This window comes from Candidatus Palauibacter scopulicola (assembly GCF_947581915.1).
GTDB lineage: Bacteria > Gemmatimonadota > Gemmatimonadetes > Palauibacterales > Palauibacteraceae > Palauibacter > Palauibacter scopulicola.
This window is the reverse complement of the sequence record NZ_CANPWG010000004.1, coordinates 1-20,370: the sequence shown is the minus strand read 5'-3', so window position 1 is coordinate 20,370 and position 20,370 is coordinate 1. Positions and strand designations below refer to the sequence as shown.

At 70.5% G+C, this 20,370-nt stretch carries 14 protein-coding genes; 9 read left to right on the top strand and 5 right to left on the bottom strand.

The genetic code is table 11. The features are described 5' to 3' along the window. Positions 1-78: 78 nt before the first annotated feature. The 8 genes from RN743_RS00375 (at position 79) to RN743_RS00340 (ending at position 12,242) form a co-directional block, all read left to right on the top strand. Complete coding sequence (locus RN743_RS00375) at positions 79-999, top strand: creatininase family protein (protein WP_310775075.1); 921 nt, start codon at positions 79-81, stop codon at positions 997-999. Positions 1,000-1,082: 83 nt separating this feature from the next. After that, a complete protein-coding gene (locus RN743_RS00370; RefSeq protein ID WP_310775073.1) occupies positions 1,083-2,159 on the top strand; it encodes a flippase-like domain-containing protein in 1,077 nt (358 codons plus the stop codon). Further along, positions 2,156-3,373, top strand: coding sequence for a phosphatidylserine/phosphatidylglycerophosphate/cardiolipin synthase family protein (locus RN743_RS00365; protein WP_310775071.1), 1,218 nt, complete (start codon positions 2,156-2,158; stop codon positions 3,371-3,373). The genes RN743_RS00370 and RN743_RS00365 overlap by 4 nt, the downstream gene beginning before the upstream one ends. Positions 3,374-3,513: 140 nt before the next feature. After that, positions 3,514-4,485, top strand: coding sequence for a hypothetical protein (locus RN743_RS00360; RefSeq protein ID WP_310775069.1), 972 nt, complete (start codon positions 3,514-3,516; stop codon positions 4,483-4,485). A 96-nt stretch (positions 4,486-4,581) separates the two neighbouring features. After that, positions 4,582-7,017, top strand: coding sequence for a DUF1592 domain-containing protein (locus tag RN743_RS00355; RefSeq protein ID WP_310775067.1), 2,436 nt, complete (start codon positions 4,582-4,584; stop codon positions 7,015-7,017). A 5-nt stretch (positions 7,018-7,022) separates the two neighbouring features. Continuing rightward, positions 7,023-8,432: a DUF1552 domain-containing protein gene (locus RN743_RS00350; protein ID WP_310775065.1), complete on the top strand. Its 1,410-nt coding sequence runs from the start codon at positions 7,023-7,025 to the stop codon at positions 8,430-8,432. Further along, positions 8,429-10,219 (top strand): ankyrin repeat domain-containing protein, encoded by a 1,791-nt coding sequence (locus RN743_RS00345; protein WP_310775063.1) that lies wholly within the window; start codon positions 8,429-8,431, stop codon positions 10,217-10,219. Before RN743_RS00350 ends, RN743_RS00345 begins: the two co-directional genes overlap by 4 nt. 28 nt (positions 10,220-10,247) lie before the next feature. Continuing rightward, on the top strand, positions 10,248-12,242 hold the full coding sequence (locus RN743_RS00340; protein WP_310775061.1) for an ABC-F family ATP-binding cassette domain-containing protein: 1,995 nt from the start codon (positions 10,248-10,250) through the stop codon (positions 12,240-12,242). Position 12,243: 1 nt separating this feature from the next. Here the strand turns inward: RN743_RS00340 and RN743_RS00335 are convergent, their stop codons facing one another. Together RN743_RS00335 and RN743_RS00330 are read right to left on the bottom strand one after the other, a co-directional pair. Further along, on the bottom strand, positions 12,244-14,601 hold the full coding sequence (locus RN743_RS00335) for an SLC13 family permease (RefSeq protein WP_310775059.1): 2,358 nt from the start codon (positions 14,599-14,601) through the stop codon (positions 12,244-12,246). Further along, positions 14,598-16,880: an amino acid permease gene (locus RN743_RS00330; RefSeq protein WP_310775057.1), complete on the bottom strand. Its 2,283-nt coding sequence runs from the start codon at positions 16,878-16,880 to the stop codon at positions 14,598-14,600. The genes RN743_RS00335 and RN743_RS00330 overlap by 4 nt, the downstream gene beginning before the upstream one ends. A 283-nt stretch (positions 16,881-17,163) precedes the next feature. On the opposite strand from RN743_RS00330, the gene RN743_RS00325 reads away from it, so the two are divergent. Continuing rightward, complete coding sequence (locus RN743_RS00325; RefSeq protein ID WP_343218968.1) at positions 17,164-18,372, top strand: acyl-CoA dehydrogenase family protein; 1,209 nt, start codon at positions 17,164-17,166, stop codon at positions 18,370-18,372. Positions 18,373-18,403: 31 nt separating this feature from the next. Here RN743_RS00325 and RN743_RS00320 read toward each other — a convergent pair whose 3' ends face one another. The 3 genes from RN743_RS00320 to RN743_RS00310 all read right to left on the bottom strand — a co-directional run. Further along, positions 18,404-19,462, bottom strand: coding sequence for a phosphotransferase (locus tag RN743_RS00320; protein ID WP_310775053.1), 1,059 nt, complete (start codon positions 19,460-19,462; stop codon positions 18,404-18,406). Between the two features lie 27 nt (positions 19,463-19,489). Next, complete coding sequence (locus RN743_RS00315; RefSeq protein WP_310775051.1) at positions 19,490-19,984, bottom strand: aromatic-ring-hydroxylating dioxygenase subunit beta; 495 nt, start codon at positions 19,982-19,984, stop codon at positions 19,490-19,492. Then, a partial coding sequence (locus RN743_RS00310) for an SRPBCC family protein (protein ID WP_310775049.1) occupies positions 19,981-20,370 on the bottom strand: 390 nt, incomplete at its 5' end. The genes RN743_RS00315 and RN743_RS00310, both read right to left, overlap by 4 nt.

Here is a 20,370-nt window from a genome sequence, read left to right as displayed (position 1 = left end):
GCCGTTGTAGTCCGGCCAAACCGGTCCGGCTCCGTCCCGGCCGATTCCGGTCCGGCCCGAGGAAAGAGGAGGAGAACCATGTCGCACGCCCGTTCGAGGTTGACCGCCCCGATCGCCCTGATCGCCCTGGCGGCGATCCCCCTCGGTGTCCCGGCCGGAGCCACGGCCCAGAACCCGCAGATGACGCCGGAGGAGCGCGCCCGTCTCATGGCGGAATACGAGGCCCGGATCGACGCCGAACTCGTCTCGGAGCGCCCGATCGAGATGTTCGACTCGATCTGGATCGAGGAACTCACGTGGATGGAAGTCCGCGACATGATGGCCGACGGCTACGACATCGCGATCATCTCCACGGGCGGGATCGAGCAGAACGGACCGTACGTCGCCACCGGCAAGCACAACTACGTGCTGCAGGGGACGTGCGAGGCCATCGCCCGGGAGCTGGGCAATGCGCTCTGCGCGCCGATCGTGAAACTCGTTCCCGAGGGGGACATCGACGAACCCTCGGGCCACATGCGCTACCCCGGCACGATCTCGCTCCGCCAGGAGACCTTCGAGGCGGTGCTCGATGACGTCGCCTCCAGCCTGAAGGCACACGGCTTCGAGCACATCGTCTTCATCGGCGACAGCGGCGGGAACGTGCAGGGGATGGCGAACGTCGCCGCGCGCCTCAACGAGCGCTGGGACGACGCCCACGCCCATCACATCCCCGAGTACTACCGCTACGGAGGCGGGGGTTTCCTCGAGTCCGAGCTGGGGATCGTGGAGACGGAGAACGACGGCATCCACGACAGCTTCGGCATTACGAGTCTGATGATGACCGTCGACCCCACCGTGGTCCGCTACGACCAACGCGTGAAGGCGGGGCTCGCGAAGATCAACGGCGTCCCGATCGCCCCCAGCGAGAAGACGATCGAGGTCGGCCTCAAGCTTCGGGCCTACCGGACCGCGCTCACCGTTGAGAAGATCCGCGAATCCATCGCCAGGGCCGGCACGTAGGCATGCAGCGGACGCCGCCCGCGCGGTCCACGGCCGCGCGGGCGCGTTGAATCTCCCTGCCCCCCGCGAGGCGTAACCAACGAGTGGCGAGTCCCCAACCGAGTTCCCCCATCCCGGCGCGAAGCAAGCTCATCGCCGGCGCGCTCGCGTTCGGCGGGCTGACGGCGCTGGGACTCGTGGCGCTCGTCCGGTGGCGCCCCCCTTCGGAGCTCGACAGCATCCTCGCCCGCATCACGCCGGGGTTCGCGGTCGCCCTGCTGGCGCTGCTCGCACTGGACTTCACGCTGGGCGGCCTCCGATACCGTCTGCTGCTCGACGGCCGCGTCTTCTCCCGCGTCTCGCTCTGGCACTGCATGCGGGCGAACTGGGCGAACATGCTGCTGGGCGCGATCACGCCGGCGCAGACGGGCGGCGGCGCCGCGCAGCTTTACGTGCTGTGCCGGCGCGGGGCACGGCTGTCCGAAGCGATTCTCTGCTCGCTGCTGACGTTCGTCGCCACGCTGCTCTTCTTCGCGCTCGGCGGCCTCGCCGCGCTGGCGTTCCTGCCGGGCGAAGCCCTGTCGCGCGGCGTGCTGATCGCGCTCGGCGTCGCGGTGGCGGTCATTGCGATGCTGGCCGGGCTGCTGATTTCGGCCGTCGCGGCCCGGCGGCGTACCGTTCGGCTGCTCCGACGCCTCCTCAATGCGGCGTCGAGACGGGGGACGCGGGTCCGGCGCTGGGCGGCGGCGGCCAGGCGTCTGCTGAGCCGAGAGATCGAACGGCTGGCGGCGGGCGTCCGGGCGGTCGCGTCGCGCGGCAAGGTGACGCTGGTATGGGTGTGCCTCGCGACCGCCGTCCTCTACCTCAACAAGTACTTCATGGGCTACGTCCTCGCGGCGGCGCTCCAGGGGCCGGTCGACCTCTCCTTCATCGGACTCCAGCTCCTGCAGCACATCGTCCTCTACTTCTCGCCCACGCCGGGCGCCTCGGGCATCGCGGAGGCCTCGACGGGGCTGCTGATGAACCGCGTGCTGCTCGTCGAGGTGACAGTGCTGTGGGTCGTGGGCTGGCGGCTGCTCACGACCTTCTTCGGGACGGTCCTGGGGGCGTTCGTGATGTTCGCCGAGGCGCGGCGACACGTCGCCGACGTCCGGGCCGGGGAGAGGGAGGCGGCGGCGTGAGCGGGAGAGGTGCGTGGACGCCCGCAGCGGGTGCGAAGACGCCCCCGGTGCGGCCCGCGCCGGCCTCGATGCGACTCTGTGTCGGCGGGGCCGAGTTCTGGGAACATCTCGAGCGCGACCTCGGCGCCGCGCGCGACTACGTCTACATCCAGACGCTCTCCTTCGAGGGTGACGCCGCCGGGCTGGGCCTGGCGGAAGCCCTCCTGGCCTGCGAGGCGCCCCGGAAGCGCGTCGTCGCCGACGCCGTGACGAAGTACCTGATCAACGACCGGTTCATCGGCCTGCCGCGCGCGCGGCGCGACGCGGTCCTGCAGCGCGAGGTCGCGGCCACCGGCGAGATGTGCGACCGGCTGGAGCGGGGCGGCGTGCCCGTCCGGTTCACCTGGCCCGTGGGACGCCGATTCCACCGGCTCATCGCCCGCAACCACAAGAAGCTGGTCGCGATCGACGACCGGGTCGCCTACCTGGGCGGGATCAACTTCAGCGAGCACAACTTCGCCTGGCACGACTTCATGGTGCGGATCGAGAGCCCGGGGATCGCGGCGTTCCTGCGCCAGGACTTCGAGCACACGTGGCGGGGGCACGACCGCGCGGCGGCCGCCGAGATCGACGGCGACCAGATCGTGGTCGGCGAGGGCCGGGGCAACCCCGGGCTGCGCGCCGCCGTTTCCCGCGCCCTCGACCGGGCCATGCGCCGGATCGTCGTCCAGTGTCCGTACATCAGCGAGCCGTTCTGGAGCGCCCTCGGCCGGGCGCACCGCCGCGGCGTGCACGTCACGGTGATGATGCCGGAGGATCACAACCGGGCCGTCATGAAATGGGGCACGCTCGACGCTTCGCGACGCGAAGGCTTCGAGGTCCTCATGCTGCCCGGCCCCATGACGCACGCGAAGGTGATGCGGATCGACGACTCGGTCGTGCTTGGCTCGGCGAACTTCGACTACGTGAGCTTTCGCATGCAGCCGGAGATCGTCCTCATCACGAGCGCGCCCGGTCTCGTCCGCGAGATCGGCAAGCGCATCCTCGCGCCCGATCTCGCGCGCGGCCGGGAGCCGGCGAACGGGCGCCGCCAGCGCTGGCGGGAGCGCCTCGGCGGCGTCTCGATGCGCGTGCTGGAGTGGCTGTCCCCCTCGGTACGCGAACGCCGGCCCAGCCCGATCCCCCTCGCCACCTGGCGCGACGGGACCCGAAACTCCGGGCCCGGAGGAGGATGAGCCGATGAGTTCGTGGTTTCGGCGGTATCTGCTTCCCGGGTTCATCTTCCAGTCCATCATCATCGCGGGCGGATACGGGACGGGGCGCGAACTCGTGGAGTTCTTCCTCCGTTTCGGACCGCTGGGCGGACTTCTCGGGAATGCTCCTGCCGGCCACGATCCTCGTCAGCGTCACCGCCATGGCGTCGTTCGAGTTCGTGCGCGTCTTCGGGACGTACGACTACCGAACGTTCTTCCAGCACCTGCTCGGACGCGGCTGGGTCGTGTACGAGATCGGATATCTCGCGGCGGTCCTCCTCCTCCTGGCCGTGATCGGCTCGGCGGCGGGGACGTTCCTGCTCGAGACGTTCGGGCTGCCGTACGCGGCCGGCGTGGTCGGACTCCTCGTCGCCATCGGTTTCCTCGTCCTCAAGGGGACGGATGCGATCGAGCGCTTCCTGTCCGGCTGGTCGTTCGTCCTTTACGGCGTCTACCTGGTGTTCTTCGCCTGGTCGATCGGGGCCTTCGGCGCTGCGATCGGAGCGGCCTTCGCGTCGGGCGAGGCCCGGGAGGGCTGGGCGCTCTCCGGGTTCCGCTACGGGGTGCTCCAAGTGTCGCTCCTGCCGGCGATGCTCTTCGCGACGCGCCACATCCGGCGGAGGCGGGAGGCGCTGTGGGCCGGCGCCCTCACCGGGCCGATCGCGATCATCCCGGGCGTCCTCTTCCTCGTGGCGATGGCGGGACAGTACCCGGGCATCGTGGACCGGCCGGTGCCCGCCAACCACCTCCTCGAACTGCTTGGGTCGCGGGGATTCCAGATCGCCTTCCAGGTCGTCCTCTTCGGCACCCTCATCGAATCCGGCACCGGCGTGATCCACGCCTTCAACGAGCGGGTGGCCGGCGTGTTCGCCGCCCGCCGGACCCACATGCCCCCGGCGCTGCGGCTTGTGGTGGCGGTTCTGCTCCTGATCCTCGCCTCGCTCCTCGCGCGGTTCGGGATCATCGACCTCATCGCGACCGGCTACGGAGCCCTGAGCTGGGCGTTTCTCTTCATCTTCGTGCTTCCGCTGCTGGCCCTCGGGATGTACAGGCTGCACAAGGGAGCGGTCGGGGGGCGCGGGGGATCCGCGTAGGGCGAAATCGAGTCGGCGTCCCTATATTGAAGGGTTAGGCAGGAGAAGGTTCGAGGAGCCAGGTCGCACCGCCCGTCGCGGAGGACGAGCGATTCCATGAAGAGACTCGCGATTGCGCTGTCCTGCATTGCGCTTTGGGGGCTGATTTCCACGTTTCCCGGCGGCTCGTCGCTCTCCGCCCCTCTCCCCGCCCAGGCCCACGAGTTCATCCCGGACACGATCCCGCAGACGATCGTGAACCAGGTCTGCACGAACTGCCACAACGACACCCGAGTGCTGGGGAACCTCACGCTCGACGGTTTCGAGGTGGAGATGGCGCACCTCGAGGCGGAGACGGCGGAGAAGATGATCCGCAAGCTGCGGGCCGGGATGATGCCTCCGCCGGGGATCCGGCGTCCCCCGCCCCAGGATCTGCTCGAACTCGCCGAGACGCTCGAAGCGCGGGTCGATGCCGCGGCGGCCGACCGCCCCGACCCCGGCGTGCGCTCCTTCCAGCGCCTGAACCGGGCGGAGTACGAGCGCTCGATCCGGGCGCTCCTCGGGCTCGAAATCGACGCCTCCGCCTACCTGCCGAACGAGACGATCAGCGCGGGCTTCGACAACATCGCGGACGTTCAGAACCTCTCCGCCACGCTGCTCGAGGGATACCTGACCGCCGCGAGCGAGATCAGCCGGCTCGCGCTCGGAGACCCGACCGTGACGGCGAGCGAGACGGAATACGAGGTGTCCCGCTACGCGGAGCAGCGGCAGCACGTGCCGGGCACGCCGATCGGCACGCGCGGCGGGATCTCCGTCGTGCACAACTTCACCGCGGACGGCGACTACGTCTTCCGACTCGCCTTCCAGCACGAGTCGACCGGGAACTTCTTCGGCCAGACGACGCCCTTCGACGAGCAGGTCGAACTCTCCGTGGACGGGGAGCGGCGCGCGCTCATCGACATCGATCGCTGGATGCACCGGCAGGATCCCAACGGGGTTCAGGTCGAGACGGAGCCGATTCACGTGACGGCGGGACCGCACCGCGTGTCCGCCGCCTTCATCAAGCGCTTCGACGGGCCGATCGAAGACCTGGTCTCACCGCACGAATGGAGTCTGGCGGACAAAAAGATCGGCTATTCGCACGGGATCACGGTCGTCGCCCACCTCCGCGACCTCACGGTCCGGGGGCCGTTCGGCGTGTCGGGAGTATCGGAGACGCCGACGCGGGCGCGCGTGCTGACGTGCCGGCCGGACACCGGGGACGAGGCGGCCGGGCGCCTCTGTGCCGGGGAGATCGTCGAGCGGCTGGCGGCGCAGGCCTACCGGCGGCCGGTGGACGCGGCGGACATCGACCCGCTCCTCGCCCTGTACGACGCCGGGGTGGCGGAGGGCGGCTTCGAGGTCGGCATCCGGACGGCGCTCCAGGGCATCCTCGCGAGCCCGGACTTCATCTTCCGCTTCGAGGAACCGCCCGCGGGCGCCGGGACCGAGGGACCGTACCGCATCGCGCCGTTCGATCTCGCTTCCCGGCTCGCCTTCTTCCTGTGGGGGATGCCGCCGGACGAAGCGCTCATCGAGGCGGCCCGGACGGGCGGGCTCGACGACGCGGCCGGCGTGGAGGCGCAGGTCCGCCGCATGCTCGCGCACGCGAACGCCGAGGGGCTCGCGACGCGATTCGCCGCGCAGTGGCTGCGGCTGCAGGATCTCGACAACGTCCACCCGGACGCGCTCCGCTTCCCCGACTTCTATGAGCAACTCGCCCGCGACATGCGGCGCGAGACGGAGTTGCTGTTCGAGCACGTGGTGCGGGAGGACCGCAGCTTCTTCGAACTGCTGACGGCGGACTACACCTTCGTCAACGAGCGGCTCGCGCGGCACTACGGGATCTCCGGCGTGGCCGGCACCCACTTCCGGAAGGTCGGCTATCCCGACGACATCCGCCGCGGCGTACTGGCGCACGGGAGCATCCTCACCTCGACCTCGCACGCGAACCGGACCTCGCCCGTGCTGCGCGGCAAGTGGATCATGGAGGTCCTGTTCGGGACGCCGCCGCCCCCGCCGCCGCCGGACGTGCCGGATCTCGAGGCGATCGACGAGGCCGAGGAGGGGCGCTTCCTCACCGTGCGCGAGCGGCTGGAGATGCACCGCGCGAGCCCGGCCTGCCGCTCCTGCCACCGCGTCATCGATCCGCTGGGGCTCGCGCTCGAGAACTTCGACGTGACGGGCGCGTACCGGATCAACGACCAGGGGCGCACGGTCGACCCCAGCGGCGACCTGTACGACGGGACGCCGCTCTCGGGGCCGGCCGACCTCCGAACCGCCCTCCTCACGCGGCGCGAATCGCTGGCGCGGTCCTTTACCGAGAGCCTCATGGCCTACGCGCTCGGGCGCCGCGTCGAGTACTTCGACATGCCGACCGTGCGCCGGATTACGCGCCGCGCCGAGGCGGAGGACTACCGCATGTCCGCCTTCATCCTCGGCGTGGCGGAGAGCCCGGCCTTCCTCATGAGCCGGGGCGGCGCCATCGTCGAACAAGACAACCAGGGGACGTGATCCAGATGGACATCATCACGGGAAAGCACATTCCGCGCCGCACCTTCCTCCGCGGAGTCGGGGCCACGGTGGCGCTTCCGATGCTGGACGCCATGGTTCCCGCCGGACGGCTGTGGGGATCGATCCGCCCCGCGGACCCGACGCGGCTGATCGCGATCGAGATGGTGCACGGCGCCGCGGGCTCGACCGCGTACGGCGCGTCGCGCGGCTACTGGTCGCCGCTGCAGACCGGCCGTGACTTCGACTTGAGCACCGGAGCACTCGCCTCCCTCGAACCGTTCCGGGACCGGCTCACGATCATCAGCGACACCGACATCGAGGCGGCGGAAGCCCGGATCCCCAAGGAGATCGGCGGCGACCACTTCCGCTCGAGCGCGACCTTCCTGACCCAGTCCCACCCCCGGCAGACGGAGGGCTCGGACATCCTGGCCGGGACGTCGATGGATCAGCTCTACGCTCAGCGCTTCGGGCAGGACACGCCGATTCCGTCCATGCAGCTCTGCATCGAGAACGTGGACCAGTCGGGGGGCTGCGCGTACGGCTACGCGTGCGTGTACACGGACACGATCAGCTGGGCGTCGCCGACGGAGCCGCTGCCGATGATCCGCGATCCGCGGGTCGCGTTCGACCAGTTGTTCGGCGCCGGGGGGAGCGCGGAGGAACGCGCCGCCCGCCGCCGGGCAAACCGGAGCGTGCTCGACTTCATCTCGGGCCGCATCGGCGAACTCCGCCGCGAGCTGGGGCCCGTCGACGTCCGCCGGCTCGACCGCTACCTCGACAACGTGCGGGAGATCGAGCGGCGCATCGAGCGGGTCGAGACGCAGAACCGGAGCGGCGAGGAGCGGGCGCTGCCCGAGGCGCCGGCCGGCGTGCCCGACTCGTTCGTCGAGCACGTGCAGCTGATGTTCGACCTCCAGGCGCTCGCCTTCGAGTCCGACATGACGCGCGTGTTCTCCTTCAAGCTCGGGCGCGACTCGTCGGCCCGCGTCTTCCCGGAGAGCGGCGTCGACAAGCCGTTCCACCCCGCCTCGCACCATGGCGCCGACGAGGGGAACATCGACGACTTCGCGCAGATCAACCGCTTCCACGTGTCGATGGTCCCGTACCTGCTTGAGCGCCTGAAAAACACGATGGACGGTGAGACGGATCTGCTCGAGAAGACGATGGTCATCTACGGCTCGCCGATGGGCGACCCCAACGTGCACAACCACAAGCGCTGCCCCCTGTTCGTGGCCGGCGGCGCAAACGGGAAGCTGGACGGCGGACTCCACGTGCGCGCGCCGGCGGGCACGCCGATGGCGAACGCCCTCCTCTCGCTCATGCACACGCTCGGGCTGGAAGACGTCGAGCAGTTCGGCGACAGCACCGGCACCCTGTCGCTCGCCGCCCCCGACGCGAGCGCGGCCGGCTCGTGAAGCGGGACGGTCGCCACCGGATGGCCGCGGCGATGAAGCCGCCGGCGGTCGCGCTGCTGGCCGTGCTTCTGAGCGGCGCGCTCACGCCCGATTCGCCGGTCGCCGACGCGGCGATGACCGGCGACCTCGCGGCCGTGCGGGCGCTCCTGGCCGATGGCGCGGACGTGAACGCGCCGCAGGGCGACGGCATGACCGCGCTCCACTGGGCGGCGCGCGCCGCGAACGCCGACCTGGCCGGGCTGCTCCTCGAGGCGGGCGCGGATGTCGGCGCCATCACCCGCATCGGGGCCTACACGCCGCTGCACCTCGCAAGCGAGGTCGGCAGCGCGCCGGTCGTGCGCCTCCTGCTCGACGGCGGCGCCGCGCAGACCGCGACAACCGATGACGTGGGGGGCACGACCCCGCTGCACCTCGCGGCCGGCGCCGGCAGCGCGGACGCCGTCCGCCTGCTCCTGGCGCGCGGCGGCGACGCCGATGTCCGCGAGGCGCGCTGGGGCCAGACGCCGCTCATGTACGCCGCCGCGCTCGGCCGGGAAGCCGCCGTGCGCGCACTGCTCGACGGCGGCGCGGATCCCGCCCTCGCCACGTGGGTGACCGACATCACGGCCCTGACCGAGTGGTCGCAGGCCGACCGCCGCGCCCGCGCGGCCCGGATGCGCGGAGAGCCGGAACCGCCGGTGCCGCCCCGCCCCGCCCCGTCCGATGCGCCGCTGCTCGACGCTCCCGACACCCCCGCGGACCGTCCCGCGGCCGAGGAAGATGAAGAGTACGAGCGTCCGATCGAGGAGCCCGAGCCGCTCGGCTACGGCGACCTGATCGGCGGCCACGGCGGCATGACGGCGCTGCTTCACGCCGCCCGCGAAGGGCACGCCGGCACCGTGCGCGCGCTCATCGAGGGCGGCGCGGACATCGATCAGGTGAGCGGCGGCGACCGCACGAGTCCCATGCTCATCGCGATGATCAACGGCCACTTCGACCTCGCGATGGAACTGTTCGAGGCCGGCGCCGATCCCCGGCTCGCCTCCGCGGCCGGCGCGACGCCGCTCTTCGCCGCCCTCAACGCCCACTGGGCGCCGAAGTCCCGCTACCCGCAGCAGCACGCCTACGGACAGCAGCGGCACGGCTACCTCGACGTCATGCGACGGCTGCTCGACGCGGGCGTGGACCCCAACGCCCGTCTCGAGAAGCACCTGTGGTGGGTGTCGTACAACTTCGACCTCTTGCAGATCGACCTGAAGGGCGCGACCCCCTTCTGGCGCGCCGCGTACTCGCTGGACGTGGAGGCGATGAAGCTCCTCGTCGAATACGGCGCCGACCCCCACCTCGCCACGATCAAGGTGCCGCCGCGGCGACTCCCGGCCTGGGACCGCGAGAAGCGCGACCTGTCCGGCGTCCCCCCCGTGCCCGTAGGCGGCCCCGCCGACTACCCCATCCACGCCGCGACCGGCATCGGCTACGGCCAGGGCTTCCCCAGCAACGCGCACCGGTACGTCCCGGACGGCTGGCTGCCGGCCATCCGCTATCTCGTCGAGGAACTCGGCGCCGACGTGAACCAGCGCGACGACGAGGGCTACACGCCGCTCCACAACGCGGCCTCGCGCGGCGACCTCGAGGTCATCCGCTTTCTCGTCGAGCACGGCGCGGACCCGACCGCCGTGAGCCGCGTCGGCCAGACCACCGCCGACATGGCGAACGGCCCCTACCAGCGCACCCAGCCTTTCCCGCAAGCCGTGGCCCTGCTCGAGAGCCTCGGCTCGAAGAACAACCACAACTGCGTGTCCTGCTGACCCACAGCCCGCCCGCGCCACTCCAGCCATGATCACCGTCTCGAGCCTCGGGAAGGCGTTCGGCGGGCAGGTTCTCTTCCGCGACGCGACCTTCCTCCTCAACCCCGGCGAGTGCTACGGCCTCGTCGGCGCGAACGGATCCGGCAAGACCACGCTCCTCAACATCCTCGGCGGCACCGAGGACGCGACGGAAGGGACCGTCACCATCCCGAAGCGCCTCCAGGTCGGCGTCCTGCGCCAGGACCACTTCCTACACGACGAGGAGGAGATCCTCGGCGCCACCCTCATGGGGAACCCCGATCTGTGGCGCGCCATGGTCGAACGGGATGCGCTCATCGAGGCGGAGGACGGAGATTTCGACGCCGACCGCTTCTCCGAACTCGAGGAGATCTTCCAGCGCCACGACGGCTACACGGCCGAGGCCCGCGCGGGCGAGATCCTCGAGGGCCTCGGCTTCCCGAGCGAGATTCACCGCCGGCCGCTCTCCACCCTCTCCGGCGGGTTCAAGCTCCGCGTGCTGCTCGCCCAGGCGCTCGCCGGCGCGCCCGACGTCCTCCTCCTCGACGAGCCGACGAACCACCTCGACATCCTCTCCATCCGCTGGCTGGAGAAGTTCCTGCGGGAGTTCAAGGGAGCGATCGTCGTCATCTCCCACGACCACCGTTTTCTCGACAATATCGCCACGCATATTCTCGACATCGACTATGAGACGGTCACCACATACAAGGGCAACTATGACGATTATCTGGTCCGAAAGAAGGAGGACCAAGAGAGACGGGAGAAGGAACTCGCCAACCGCGAGCGCGAGATCGCCCACCACCGACAGTTCGTCGACCGCTTCCGGGCCAAGGCGAGCAAGGCGCGGCAGGCCCAGAGCAAACTGCGTCTCATAGAGAAGCGGGCGGAGGCGCTGCAGCCGCTCCCGGTCTCCTCGCGCCGCTATCCGAACTTCCGGTTCGAGTCCCGCCGTCCCAGCGGACGCACCGTCCTGGGCGTGGAGGGCGTGAAGAAGGCGTTCGGCGACGGCGATGAGCTGAACGAAGTCCTCCACGGCGTCGACCTCACCCTCGAGCGCGGCGACCGCATGGCGATCATGGGCCCGAACGGGATCGGGAAGTCGACCCTGCTCAAGATCGTCATGGGCGAACTCGAGTCCGACGCCGGCCGCGTGGCGTGGGGCTACGAGACGCACCCAAGCTACTTCGCGCAGGACCAGGAGGCCCGCTTCGACTCGCCGGGGCAGACGGCAGAGGACTGGATCGCGGGTTTCTGCCCCGGCCGGACGCTCGGGTTCGTGCGCGGCGAGATGGGGCGCGTGCTCTTCTCCGGCGACGACGCGAAGAAGCGGGTCGGCAACCTCTCCGGCGGCGAGGCCGCCCGCCTCGTCTTCTGCCGGATGGCGATCGAGCGACCCAACGTCCTCGTCCTCGACGAACCCACGAACCACCTCGACCTCGAATCCATCGAGTCCCTGGTCGAGGCGCTTCGGAGCTACGATGGCACGCTCATCCTCGTCTCGCACGACCGCTGGTTCGTCTCGCAGCTCGCGACCCGCATCGTCGAGATCTCCGAGGACGGGATCCGCGACTTCCGGGGCAGCTACGAGGAGTACGTCCACTACTGCGGGGACGACCACCTCGACGTGGACACCGTCGTCCTCAGGGCGCGGAGAGAGAAGCGCGCCGCCCGGGATGCGGCCACCGAGACCCGCGGCGCCGGCAACCTCGCCGCCCACGGAAGCTCACGCGGCGGCGCCGGCCCGGACATCGCGCGGGGCAACCGGAACCGCTACCGGGGCGGCTCGCTGCGGAAGAAGCTGAACGACACGACCCGGCGGATCGAGGCGGCCGAGACCCGCATCGCCGAAATCGACGAGATCTTCGCCGACCCCGCCTTCTACGCCGACACCCCCATCGACGAGGTCCGCGCGCTCGAGACCGAGCGCGCATCCCGGCAGGGGGAACTCGACGAACTCATCGGCGCCTGGGAACGCATCGAGACCGAACTCGCCCGCCTCGACTGACCTACAGCGGCCAGACGATGGGGAGGAAGAAGACGACCATCAGCAGCATGAGCAGGAAGAGCGGCGCGCCGACCCTCGTGTAGTCCACCACCTTGTACCCGCCCACCCCCATCACGAGCAGGTTCACCGGGTGGCCGAAGGGGCTCAGGAAGGCGCACGAGGAGCCCACCGCCACGACCATGAGCAGCGCCCGCGCGGAGAGGTCCAGCTCGGACGCGGCGCTGAGCGCGATCGGCGCGACGAGCACGGCGACCGCCGAGGTGGGGACGAACTGCGCCGCGAGCGCGCAGATCAGAAACAGGCTCGCGACGAGCACGCGCGGTCCGATCTCCGCCGCCCGCCCCACGACTTCGCGCGCGATGAGTTCCGCGGTGCCGGAGTCCTCCATCGCGAGGCCGAGCGCAAGCATCCCCCCGAGGAGCATGACGACCCGCCATTCGACGAAGGTGTAGACCTCGTTCCCCTTCACACACCCCGTGCACACCATCAGGAGCGCGCCGAGCAGCGCCGCGATGTACACGGGGAGCACGTTTAGGGAGGCCGCGAGGATGAAGCCTACCATGACCGTGCTGGCGATCCACGCCTTGTGGACGCGGAACACCTCGTGGAGCTGCCCGTGGAGGACGAGGAATCGCGGGTCGCGGGCGAGGAGCGCGATCTTCTTCCGGTTGCCGTAGACGAGGAGCGCGTCCCCGAACTCCAGCGCCATGCGCGAGATGCGGATGTTCGATTGAAACGCCCGCCCTCCGCGGAAGATCGAGAGCAGGTTCAGTCCGTAGGACTCCCGGAAGAGGACGTCGCGCAGCGTCTTCCCCATGAGATCCGAACTCGGAGCCAGCGTGACCTCCGCGAACCCTGTGTCCTCCGACTCCAGTTCGCCGACCGAGGGACGTTCGTCCGCCGGAACCAGCCCCTGCAGCGCCTCCAGCACGGCGAAGGAGGTCGGGGCCCCCTCGACGATGAGGCGGTCGCCGGCCCGCAGCCTCTCCGACGCGTGCGGCAGGGCGATGTCGCCGCCCTCGCGCTCGATCTCCAGCACCGTGAGGTCGAAGGCGCCCCGGAGACGCGACGCCGCGAGCGTCCGTCCGTCCAGCCACGATCCATCGGGGATGTGGAGCCGCGTCAGCCACCGGTACAACTCGTACTCCTCCGTGGCGGAGCCGATGTCCGTCCAGCCGATCGACGAGAACTCCGCCGCGTAGCGGAGTTGCTGGAGCCGGTCTTCCCGGCCCAGCAGGAGGAGCGCGTCTCCGGCTTCGAGCTGCACGGTCTGGAACAGGCCGCTCAGGACCTGGCCGTCTCGCCGGATGGCGACGACGTGGGCCTGGAACCGGTTGCGGAAATCGATGCTTCGAACCGTGTTGCCGACGAGGTCCGATTTCTCGGCGACCTCGGCCTCGGCCAGCACCGTCGCGTCCTTCACGAGGCGTCCCAGGGCATCGTTCGATTCCCTGTGCCCGGCGAGGTGGCCCCAGGCGCGCAGGCGGTCGAGCGCTTCGATCCGTCCCTCGACGATGAGTACGTCGCCGCTCCGAAGGCGGAAATCCCGCTCCGGCGCCCGTACCAGGTGCCCCTTGCGGCGCACGGCCAGGAGGTCGTACCCGAGCGCCTGTCCGAGCCGGGCCTCGACGAGCGAACACCCGTCCAGCGCGGAGCCCGCCGGAATCCGGAGCGTGAGCAGCGACTCGGCGAGGCGGTAGCGGCCGGTCAGGTCGATCTCGTCACCCCCTTCGTCGTTTCCGGTGGAACGGTCCGGAAGGAAGTGTCTCCCCGCGAGGACCACGTACAGGACCCCCAGGGTGAGCGCGGTCGCGCCCACGGGCGTGAAGGCGAAGAACCCGAATCCCCCCTGCCCCAGGCGTTCGAGAATGCTCGAAAGGAGGATGTTGGGCCCCGTCCCGATGAGCGTCGTCATGCCGCCGAGGAGCGCCGCGAAGGAAAGCGGGATCAGCAGGCGGGATGGACGCATGCCGAGGCGGCGGGAGATGTCGATCACGACGGGGATGAGGAGCGCGACGGCGGCGGTGTTGTTCATCACCCCCGACATCAGTCCCGACGTGAGCATCAGCAGCGCCGTGACCCGCACGGGTGAATCCCCCGCAAGCCGCAACACCTGCGCCCCGACGACGTTCGCGACGCCGGTCTTGTAGAGCCCGCCGCTGAGCACGAGCACGGCCGCGATCGTGACCACGGCGGGGTTCGCGAATCCTTCGATCGCCCGCGCCATCGGGATGACGCCGGAGATGGCGAGCGAGAGGAGCACCATGAGCGCCACGCCGTCGTAGCGGACCCACTCCGTGACGAAGAGGACGACCGCCACCGCGACGATGGCGAGGACGACGATGACGTCGGCCGTCACGATCCCGGCCTCTGCCCCGACTTCTGTCCCGGCCTCTGGATCGTCGACACCGCCTGCGCGAGCCCGCGGGCGGTGAGCGTCCCGGCCTGGCGGCGCCGGCCAAGGAGGATGAGCGGCATGTCCGTCCTCCGGGCCACCTCCAGGGCGAAGGCGCCGATCGCCGGTTCGCCCCGGCCCCGCCGTTCCATCCCCATCACCACGAGATCGCTCTCCCGTCCCAGGCGCGCCACGGGTTCGACCGGTTCGTCGGTGTATTCGAAGGCCACCTCGTGCGGCCCCGCGGCCTCGTCTCTGGCGAGTCGGCGGATACCGCGCTCGACCCTCCGGCGGCCGTCGGGGGGCGTGCCGGATGGGAGCGTATGCAGGAACGTGACCCACGGCTCCGAGGAGCGCGCCAGGCTGCCGAGCAGGCGGGCGCGCAGTTCGCTGTGCCCGCGACGCCCTCTCACGGGGACGAGCACGCGCCTCGTCTCCGCGATCCGCCAGCCGGGCGGCGAGCGAACGATGACGACATCCGCGTCGATCTCCGAGACGAGACGTTCGAGGTGCGCTTCGACCCGCAGCTCCGTGAGCCGGGTCAGTCCCAGGAGTACCGTGTCGCAGCGGTGGCTGTTGGCCACCCGGGCGATTTCGCTCCACACGTCGGACGCAACCGTGAACAGCGCCTCCGGGCGGTTCGAGCCTTCGAGTCCCTGTCTCACGGACTCTCCCAGGATATCCTTGGCATCCTGCACCACCGCATCGAGGGAGACGGCGGGACGCCCCTCGCGGGGAATCACCGACAACAGCAGGACCCGCCCGACACCCGGCGCGCGCACGGTGGCGGCCGCGTCCACCAGACTCGCCGCGCTCGCGGGATTCGCGATCGGGACCAGGACCAGGGGGCTGCGGCCGCGCAGCCGCACCAGGTCGGGGTCGCGGGCCTGGGCGCTCGCGTCGGCAAGGCGGGCGCCCGGCGCGAGGAACGTGAGGTAGAGCACCGCCCCGAGCCCGAGCCACACCGCGACGACGCGCCCCGCCTCCGGCACGGCGATGGCCTGGAAGATCGCCAGCCCCAGGCAGAGGGCCCCGCCGACCACGGGGAGCGCAGCCGGCCGCGGGTGGCCCGAGCGCAGGCGGGCCAGCATCGCGGCCCAGTGCACCATGGCGAACGAGATGAGGAAGATCAGGCTCGATGCGGCGCCGGCCGCGGCGACGTTCCCCACCGCGACGGCGATCAGCATCATCATCGCACCCGTCGCGGCCACGGCAACGGCGGGCGTCCCCGTGCGCGCCCGCATCTCGCCCGCGTGATGCGGCAGCGTGCGGTCCCGCGCCATCGAGAACGCGACGCGCGAGGCCCCGAACAGGTTCGCGTGCAGCGCCGACAGCATCGACAGGAGCCCGGCCCCGATCACGAGCCAGTACCCGGCCGGGCCCATGAAGCGCTCCGCCGCCACGGCCACGAGTTCCTCCGGGTGCGCCTCCGCCGCGGCCTGGATCCCCTCGGGCGGCGCCCCAACCGTCGAGACCACGATCAGAAGCGGGATGTAGACGACGAGCGCGATCCCGAGCGACAGGTACATCGCCCGCGGCACGGTGCGCTCCGAATCCCGCACCTCCCCTCCCACCGCGGCGATGAGGTCGAACCCCTGCAGCGCGATGAAGGTGTAGCCCATGGCCTGCAGCAGGCCGAGCGAGCCCTCCGGGGCGAACGGGCTCAGGCGCCCCAGCGTCTCGGCGGGAGAACCGGCGGAACCGACGAGCCAGGCTACGAAGCCCCCGGCGATGAGCACGGCGAACACGACGACCTTGCCGATCGTGGCCGCGTTGCCTCCGCCCGCGGTGCGCTGCACGAGCAGCATCGAGTAGCCCGCGACCGCCGCGATCGCGAGTCCGATCTGCGTCCCGCCGTGACCGAGCCAGTCGGCGGACACGCCGAGCGCCGGGGCCAGGCGCTGCAGGCCTTCCACGGTGAACGCCGCGAAGCCCAGCGCGTAGAGCACGCCGGCGACGATGGAGGCGAACCAGACCACCCACCCCACGATGAAGGCGACCTCGATCGAGAGCACCTTCTTCGCGTACGTGTAGATGCCGCCCGATTCCGGAAAGCGGCGCGCGAGACGGGCGAAGCTCATCGCGGTGAGGAACGCGATCCCCCCGTTGAGGCCGAAGGCGAGCATCGCGGCCGGACCCGCGGTCGCGAACGCGACGCCCGCGAGCGCGAGGATCCCGCCGCCCACGATCGCGCCGACGCCAAGCGTCGTCGCGCCGTAAAGCCCCATGTGCCGTTCGCTCATCCCCGGAATCCCTGTAGGTGGAGGCCGCCCTGCCGGCCCGTGCCGGTAACCGCGCCGCTGGCGGCGCCCGTTGTTTCCGCCGGAAGGCCCGCTAATCTTGGGGCGCACCCCGGCAATGTCACCCCGACCGCGGCACGGACCCCGCGACCGCGACACGGACCCGACACCCCGACCCTGAGCCGATGTCCCGACCCCGAGTCGACATCCCGACGGAGCGCGAGTGAACGCCCCAGCCCTCTTCTCCACACGGTCTCTCGAACTCCAGGCGCGCGTGCGCGAGTTTATGGAGGCGCACGTCCACCCCAACGAGGAGACCTTCCATCGGGAACTCGACGCGGCCGGGAACCGGTTCTCCACGCCGCCGGTCCTCGAGACGCTGAAGGCGCGGGCGCGGGACGAGGGACTGTGGAACCTCTTCCTCCCCCCCGACGCGGAGCCGGGACGCGGTCGGGACGCGGAGCCGGGAGACATGGGTCCGGATGCCCGCTACGGGGCGGGCCTCTCGAATCTCGAGTACGCGCTCATCTGCGAGGTCATGGGCCGCGTCGAATGGGCGCCCGAGGTCTTCAACTGCAACGCGCCCGACACCGGCAACATGGAGACGCTCGCCCGCTATGGAACGCCGGCACAGCGGAAGGAGTGGCTCGAGCCGCTGCTGGCGGGGGAGATCCGCTCGTCGTTCGCGATGACGGAGCCGGACGTCGCCTCGTCGGACGCGACGAACATCCGCTCCTCCATCGTCCGCGAAGGGGACGAGTGGGTCATCAACGGCCACAAGTGGTGGGCGACGCAGGCCCCCCGGGCGGAGTGCCGGCTGTTCATCTTCATGGGCAAGACCGATCCCGACGCGGCGCGCCACCGGCAGCAGTCCATGGTGCTCGTGCCGCGCAACGCCGCCGGCATCGAGATCGTCCGGCCGCTCGGCGTGTTCGGCTACGACAGCGCGCCGGTCGGCCACGGCGAGGTGCGCTTCACCGACGTCCGCGTGCCTGCCGGGAACATCCTCCTCGGCCCGGGCCGCGGGTTCGAGATCGCGCAGGGCCGCCTCGGCCCCGGCCGCATCCACCACTGCATGCGGCTCATCGGCGTTGCCGAACGCGCGATCGAGGACATGGCCGAGCGCGCGAGGACCCGGGTCGCCTTCTCCGGCCCCCTCGCCGAGAAGGGCGCCCTTCGCCACGCGCTCGCCGAGTGCCGCATCGCCGTGGACCAGGCCCGGCTCCTCACCCTCCACGCCGCCCACATGATGGACACCGTCGGCAACAAGGCGGCGCGCCGCGAGATCGCCATGATCAAGGTCGTCGCGCCCCGCATGGCCTGCCGCGTCCTCGACCAGGCGATCCAGGTCCACGGCGCCCTCGGCGTGAGCCCCGACACCTGGCTCGCCGCGGCCTACGCGCACGCCCGCACCCTGCGCCTCGCCGACGGCCCCGACGAGGTCCACCTCGAGGCGCTCGCGAAGCTGGAACTGCGGGGGTCGCGGGAGGCGTAAGCGTCGCGACGGACCCCGGGCTCGGCGGCCCTCAGGCGCGGCGGGCGAAGCTCCAGCCGGCTTCCGCCAGCATCGGCGCCTTGGCCCCGACCTCCAGGGCGTTCCGCGAACTCGCGTTGCCCTGGAGCGCCCGCGCGTACACGCCCTGGCAGATCGAGGCGAGCCGGAAGAGGCCGAAGGCCATGAAGAACTCCCAGTCCGGCACCCCGTCGCGCCCCGTCCTCCGGCAGTATGCCGCGACGTAGTCCTCCTCGGACGGAATCCCCAGCGCCTCGCAGTCCATCTCCCCCAACCCCTTCCACAGCGGCCCCTCGGGCAGGTGGTAGGTCATGCAGTTGTAGGCCAGGTCGGCCAGCGGGTGGCCCAGTGTCGACAACTCCCAGTCCACGATGGCGAGCACCCGCGGCTCCGTCGGGTGCAGGATCATGTTGTCGAGCCGGTAGTCGCCGTGCGCGATCGTCGTCTCCTCCCCGGACGCGTCGGAGGCGGGGACATGCGCCGGGAGCCACTCGACGAGCGCCTCCATGGCCGGGATCGGGTCGGTTCGGGCCGCCTCGTACTGCCGCGTCCAGACGGAGATCTGCCGGGCGACGTAGTCCGACGGCTTGCCGTAGTCCCCCAGACCGACGGCTGCCCAGTCGACCCCATGGAGCCGCGCCAGCGCCTCGTTCATCGCGTCGTAGATTGCCGCCCGCTCGGCGGCAGACTCGACCTCGGGCAGACCCGGGGCCGACGGCACCCGCCCCTCCACGTGCTCCATGACGAAGAACGCCTGCCCGATCACGCCGGGGTCCTCGCACAGGTGGATCATGGCCGGCACGGGCACGCCGGTGTCCGCGAGCGCCTCCATCACGCGGTACTCGCGCTCGATCAGGTGCGCGGAGGGAAGAAGCTCGCCGGGCGGTTTCTTCCTGAGCACGAAGTACCGGCCGCCCGCTTCAAGCCGGTACGTGGGGTTCGACTGCCCACCCTGGTACTGGAGCGCCGTCAAACCGCCCCCGAACTCCCGCAGCCCGCAGGCGCACAGGTAGTCCGCGAGCCGCCGCTCGTTGAAGCCGTGCGTCGCCGTGACAGCTCCCAGCGTGGCCAACCGGTGTCTCCGTTCGGTGGGGACCGTTCAGAAGATGATGCTCACCGCACCGTGCCAGGCGAGGTCCTCCAGATCGAGCACCGCGCGGCGGTACGCGATCCTCAGATCCCCGCCGTTCCTCCTGAGGATGTACTCGACGGCACCGACGTAAGGCGCTCCCTCGCCGCTACGGAAACGATAGACCAGGACGTTTGCGGCGACACGGAGTTCCCCGTCTCCGGTCCCTTCAACTCTCACGTTCGAAACGAACCGGCGCGTCCGCGACCGCGGAGACTCGCGGTGCGAATGGCGGCTGTTCAGCCGTGCCACCCGGGCGCGGAGGCGGACGATGTCGTCATCGATGAAGACCAGATCGCGCGCGGGATCACCTTCCGGCAGATCCGTGGAGGGAACCACGTAGCGGGCGTCGTCCGTAAACAGATCGACCCACTCGTCCAGTCTCCATTCGTCCAGAAGCGCCGCTTCCCTGAACAGGAAGTCCTCCACCAACTCCCGCAGCGCGGACCTGCCGCTGGTGCTCATTCGTTCGCCCGGTCCTGCACGTTGGTCCTGCTCAGGCCCTGCATGTGGGCGTGCCACTGCCGCCAGAATCCCCGCATCTGGAGTTCGTCCGACGTGCCCGGGGAGGGATTCAGCATGCCCCTCGAGATGTCGGACCATTCGGCCTCGGTGGCGCGGAACCCGGCCTGACACGATTCGAGGACCTCCACGTCATCCGGTGTGGCGAAGCCGCCCGGTCCCAGGAACGTCAGGTAACTGTCGAGCCGGGTGGCGAGCGCGGGACCCGACTCCTCCCTGGGCACGAGGTGCCAGGCCGTGACCTCCATTCTGTCCGGCGCCACGGGTTCGATGTACCGGATGCTGATGGCCACGAAGTCCATGATCAGCAGGTTCGGATAGATGAGCAG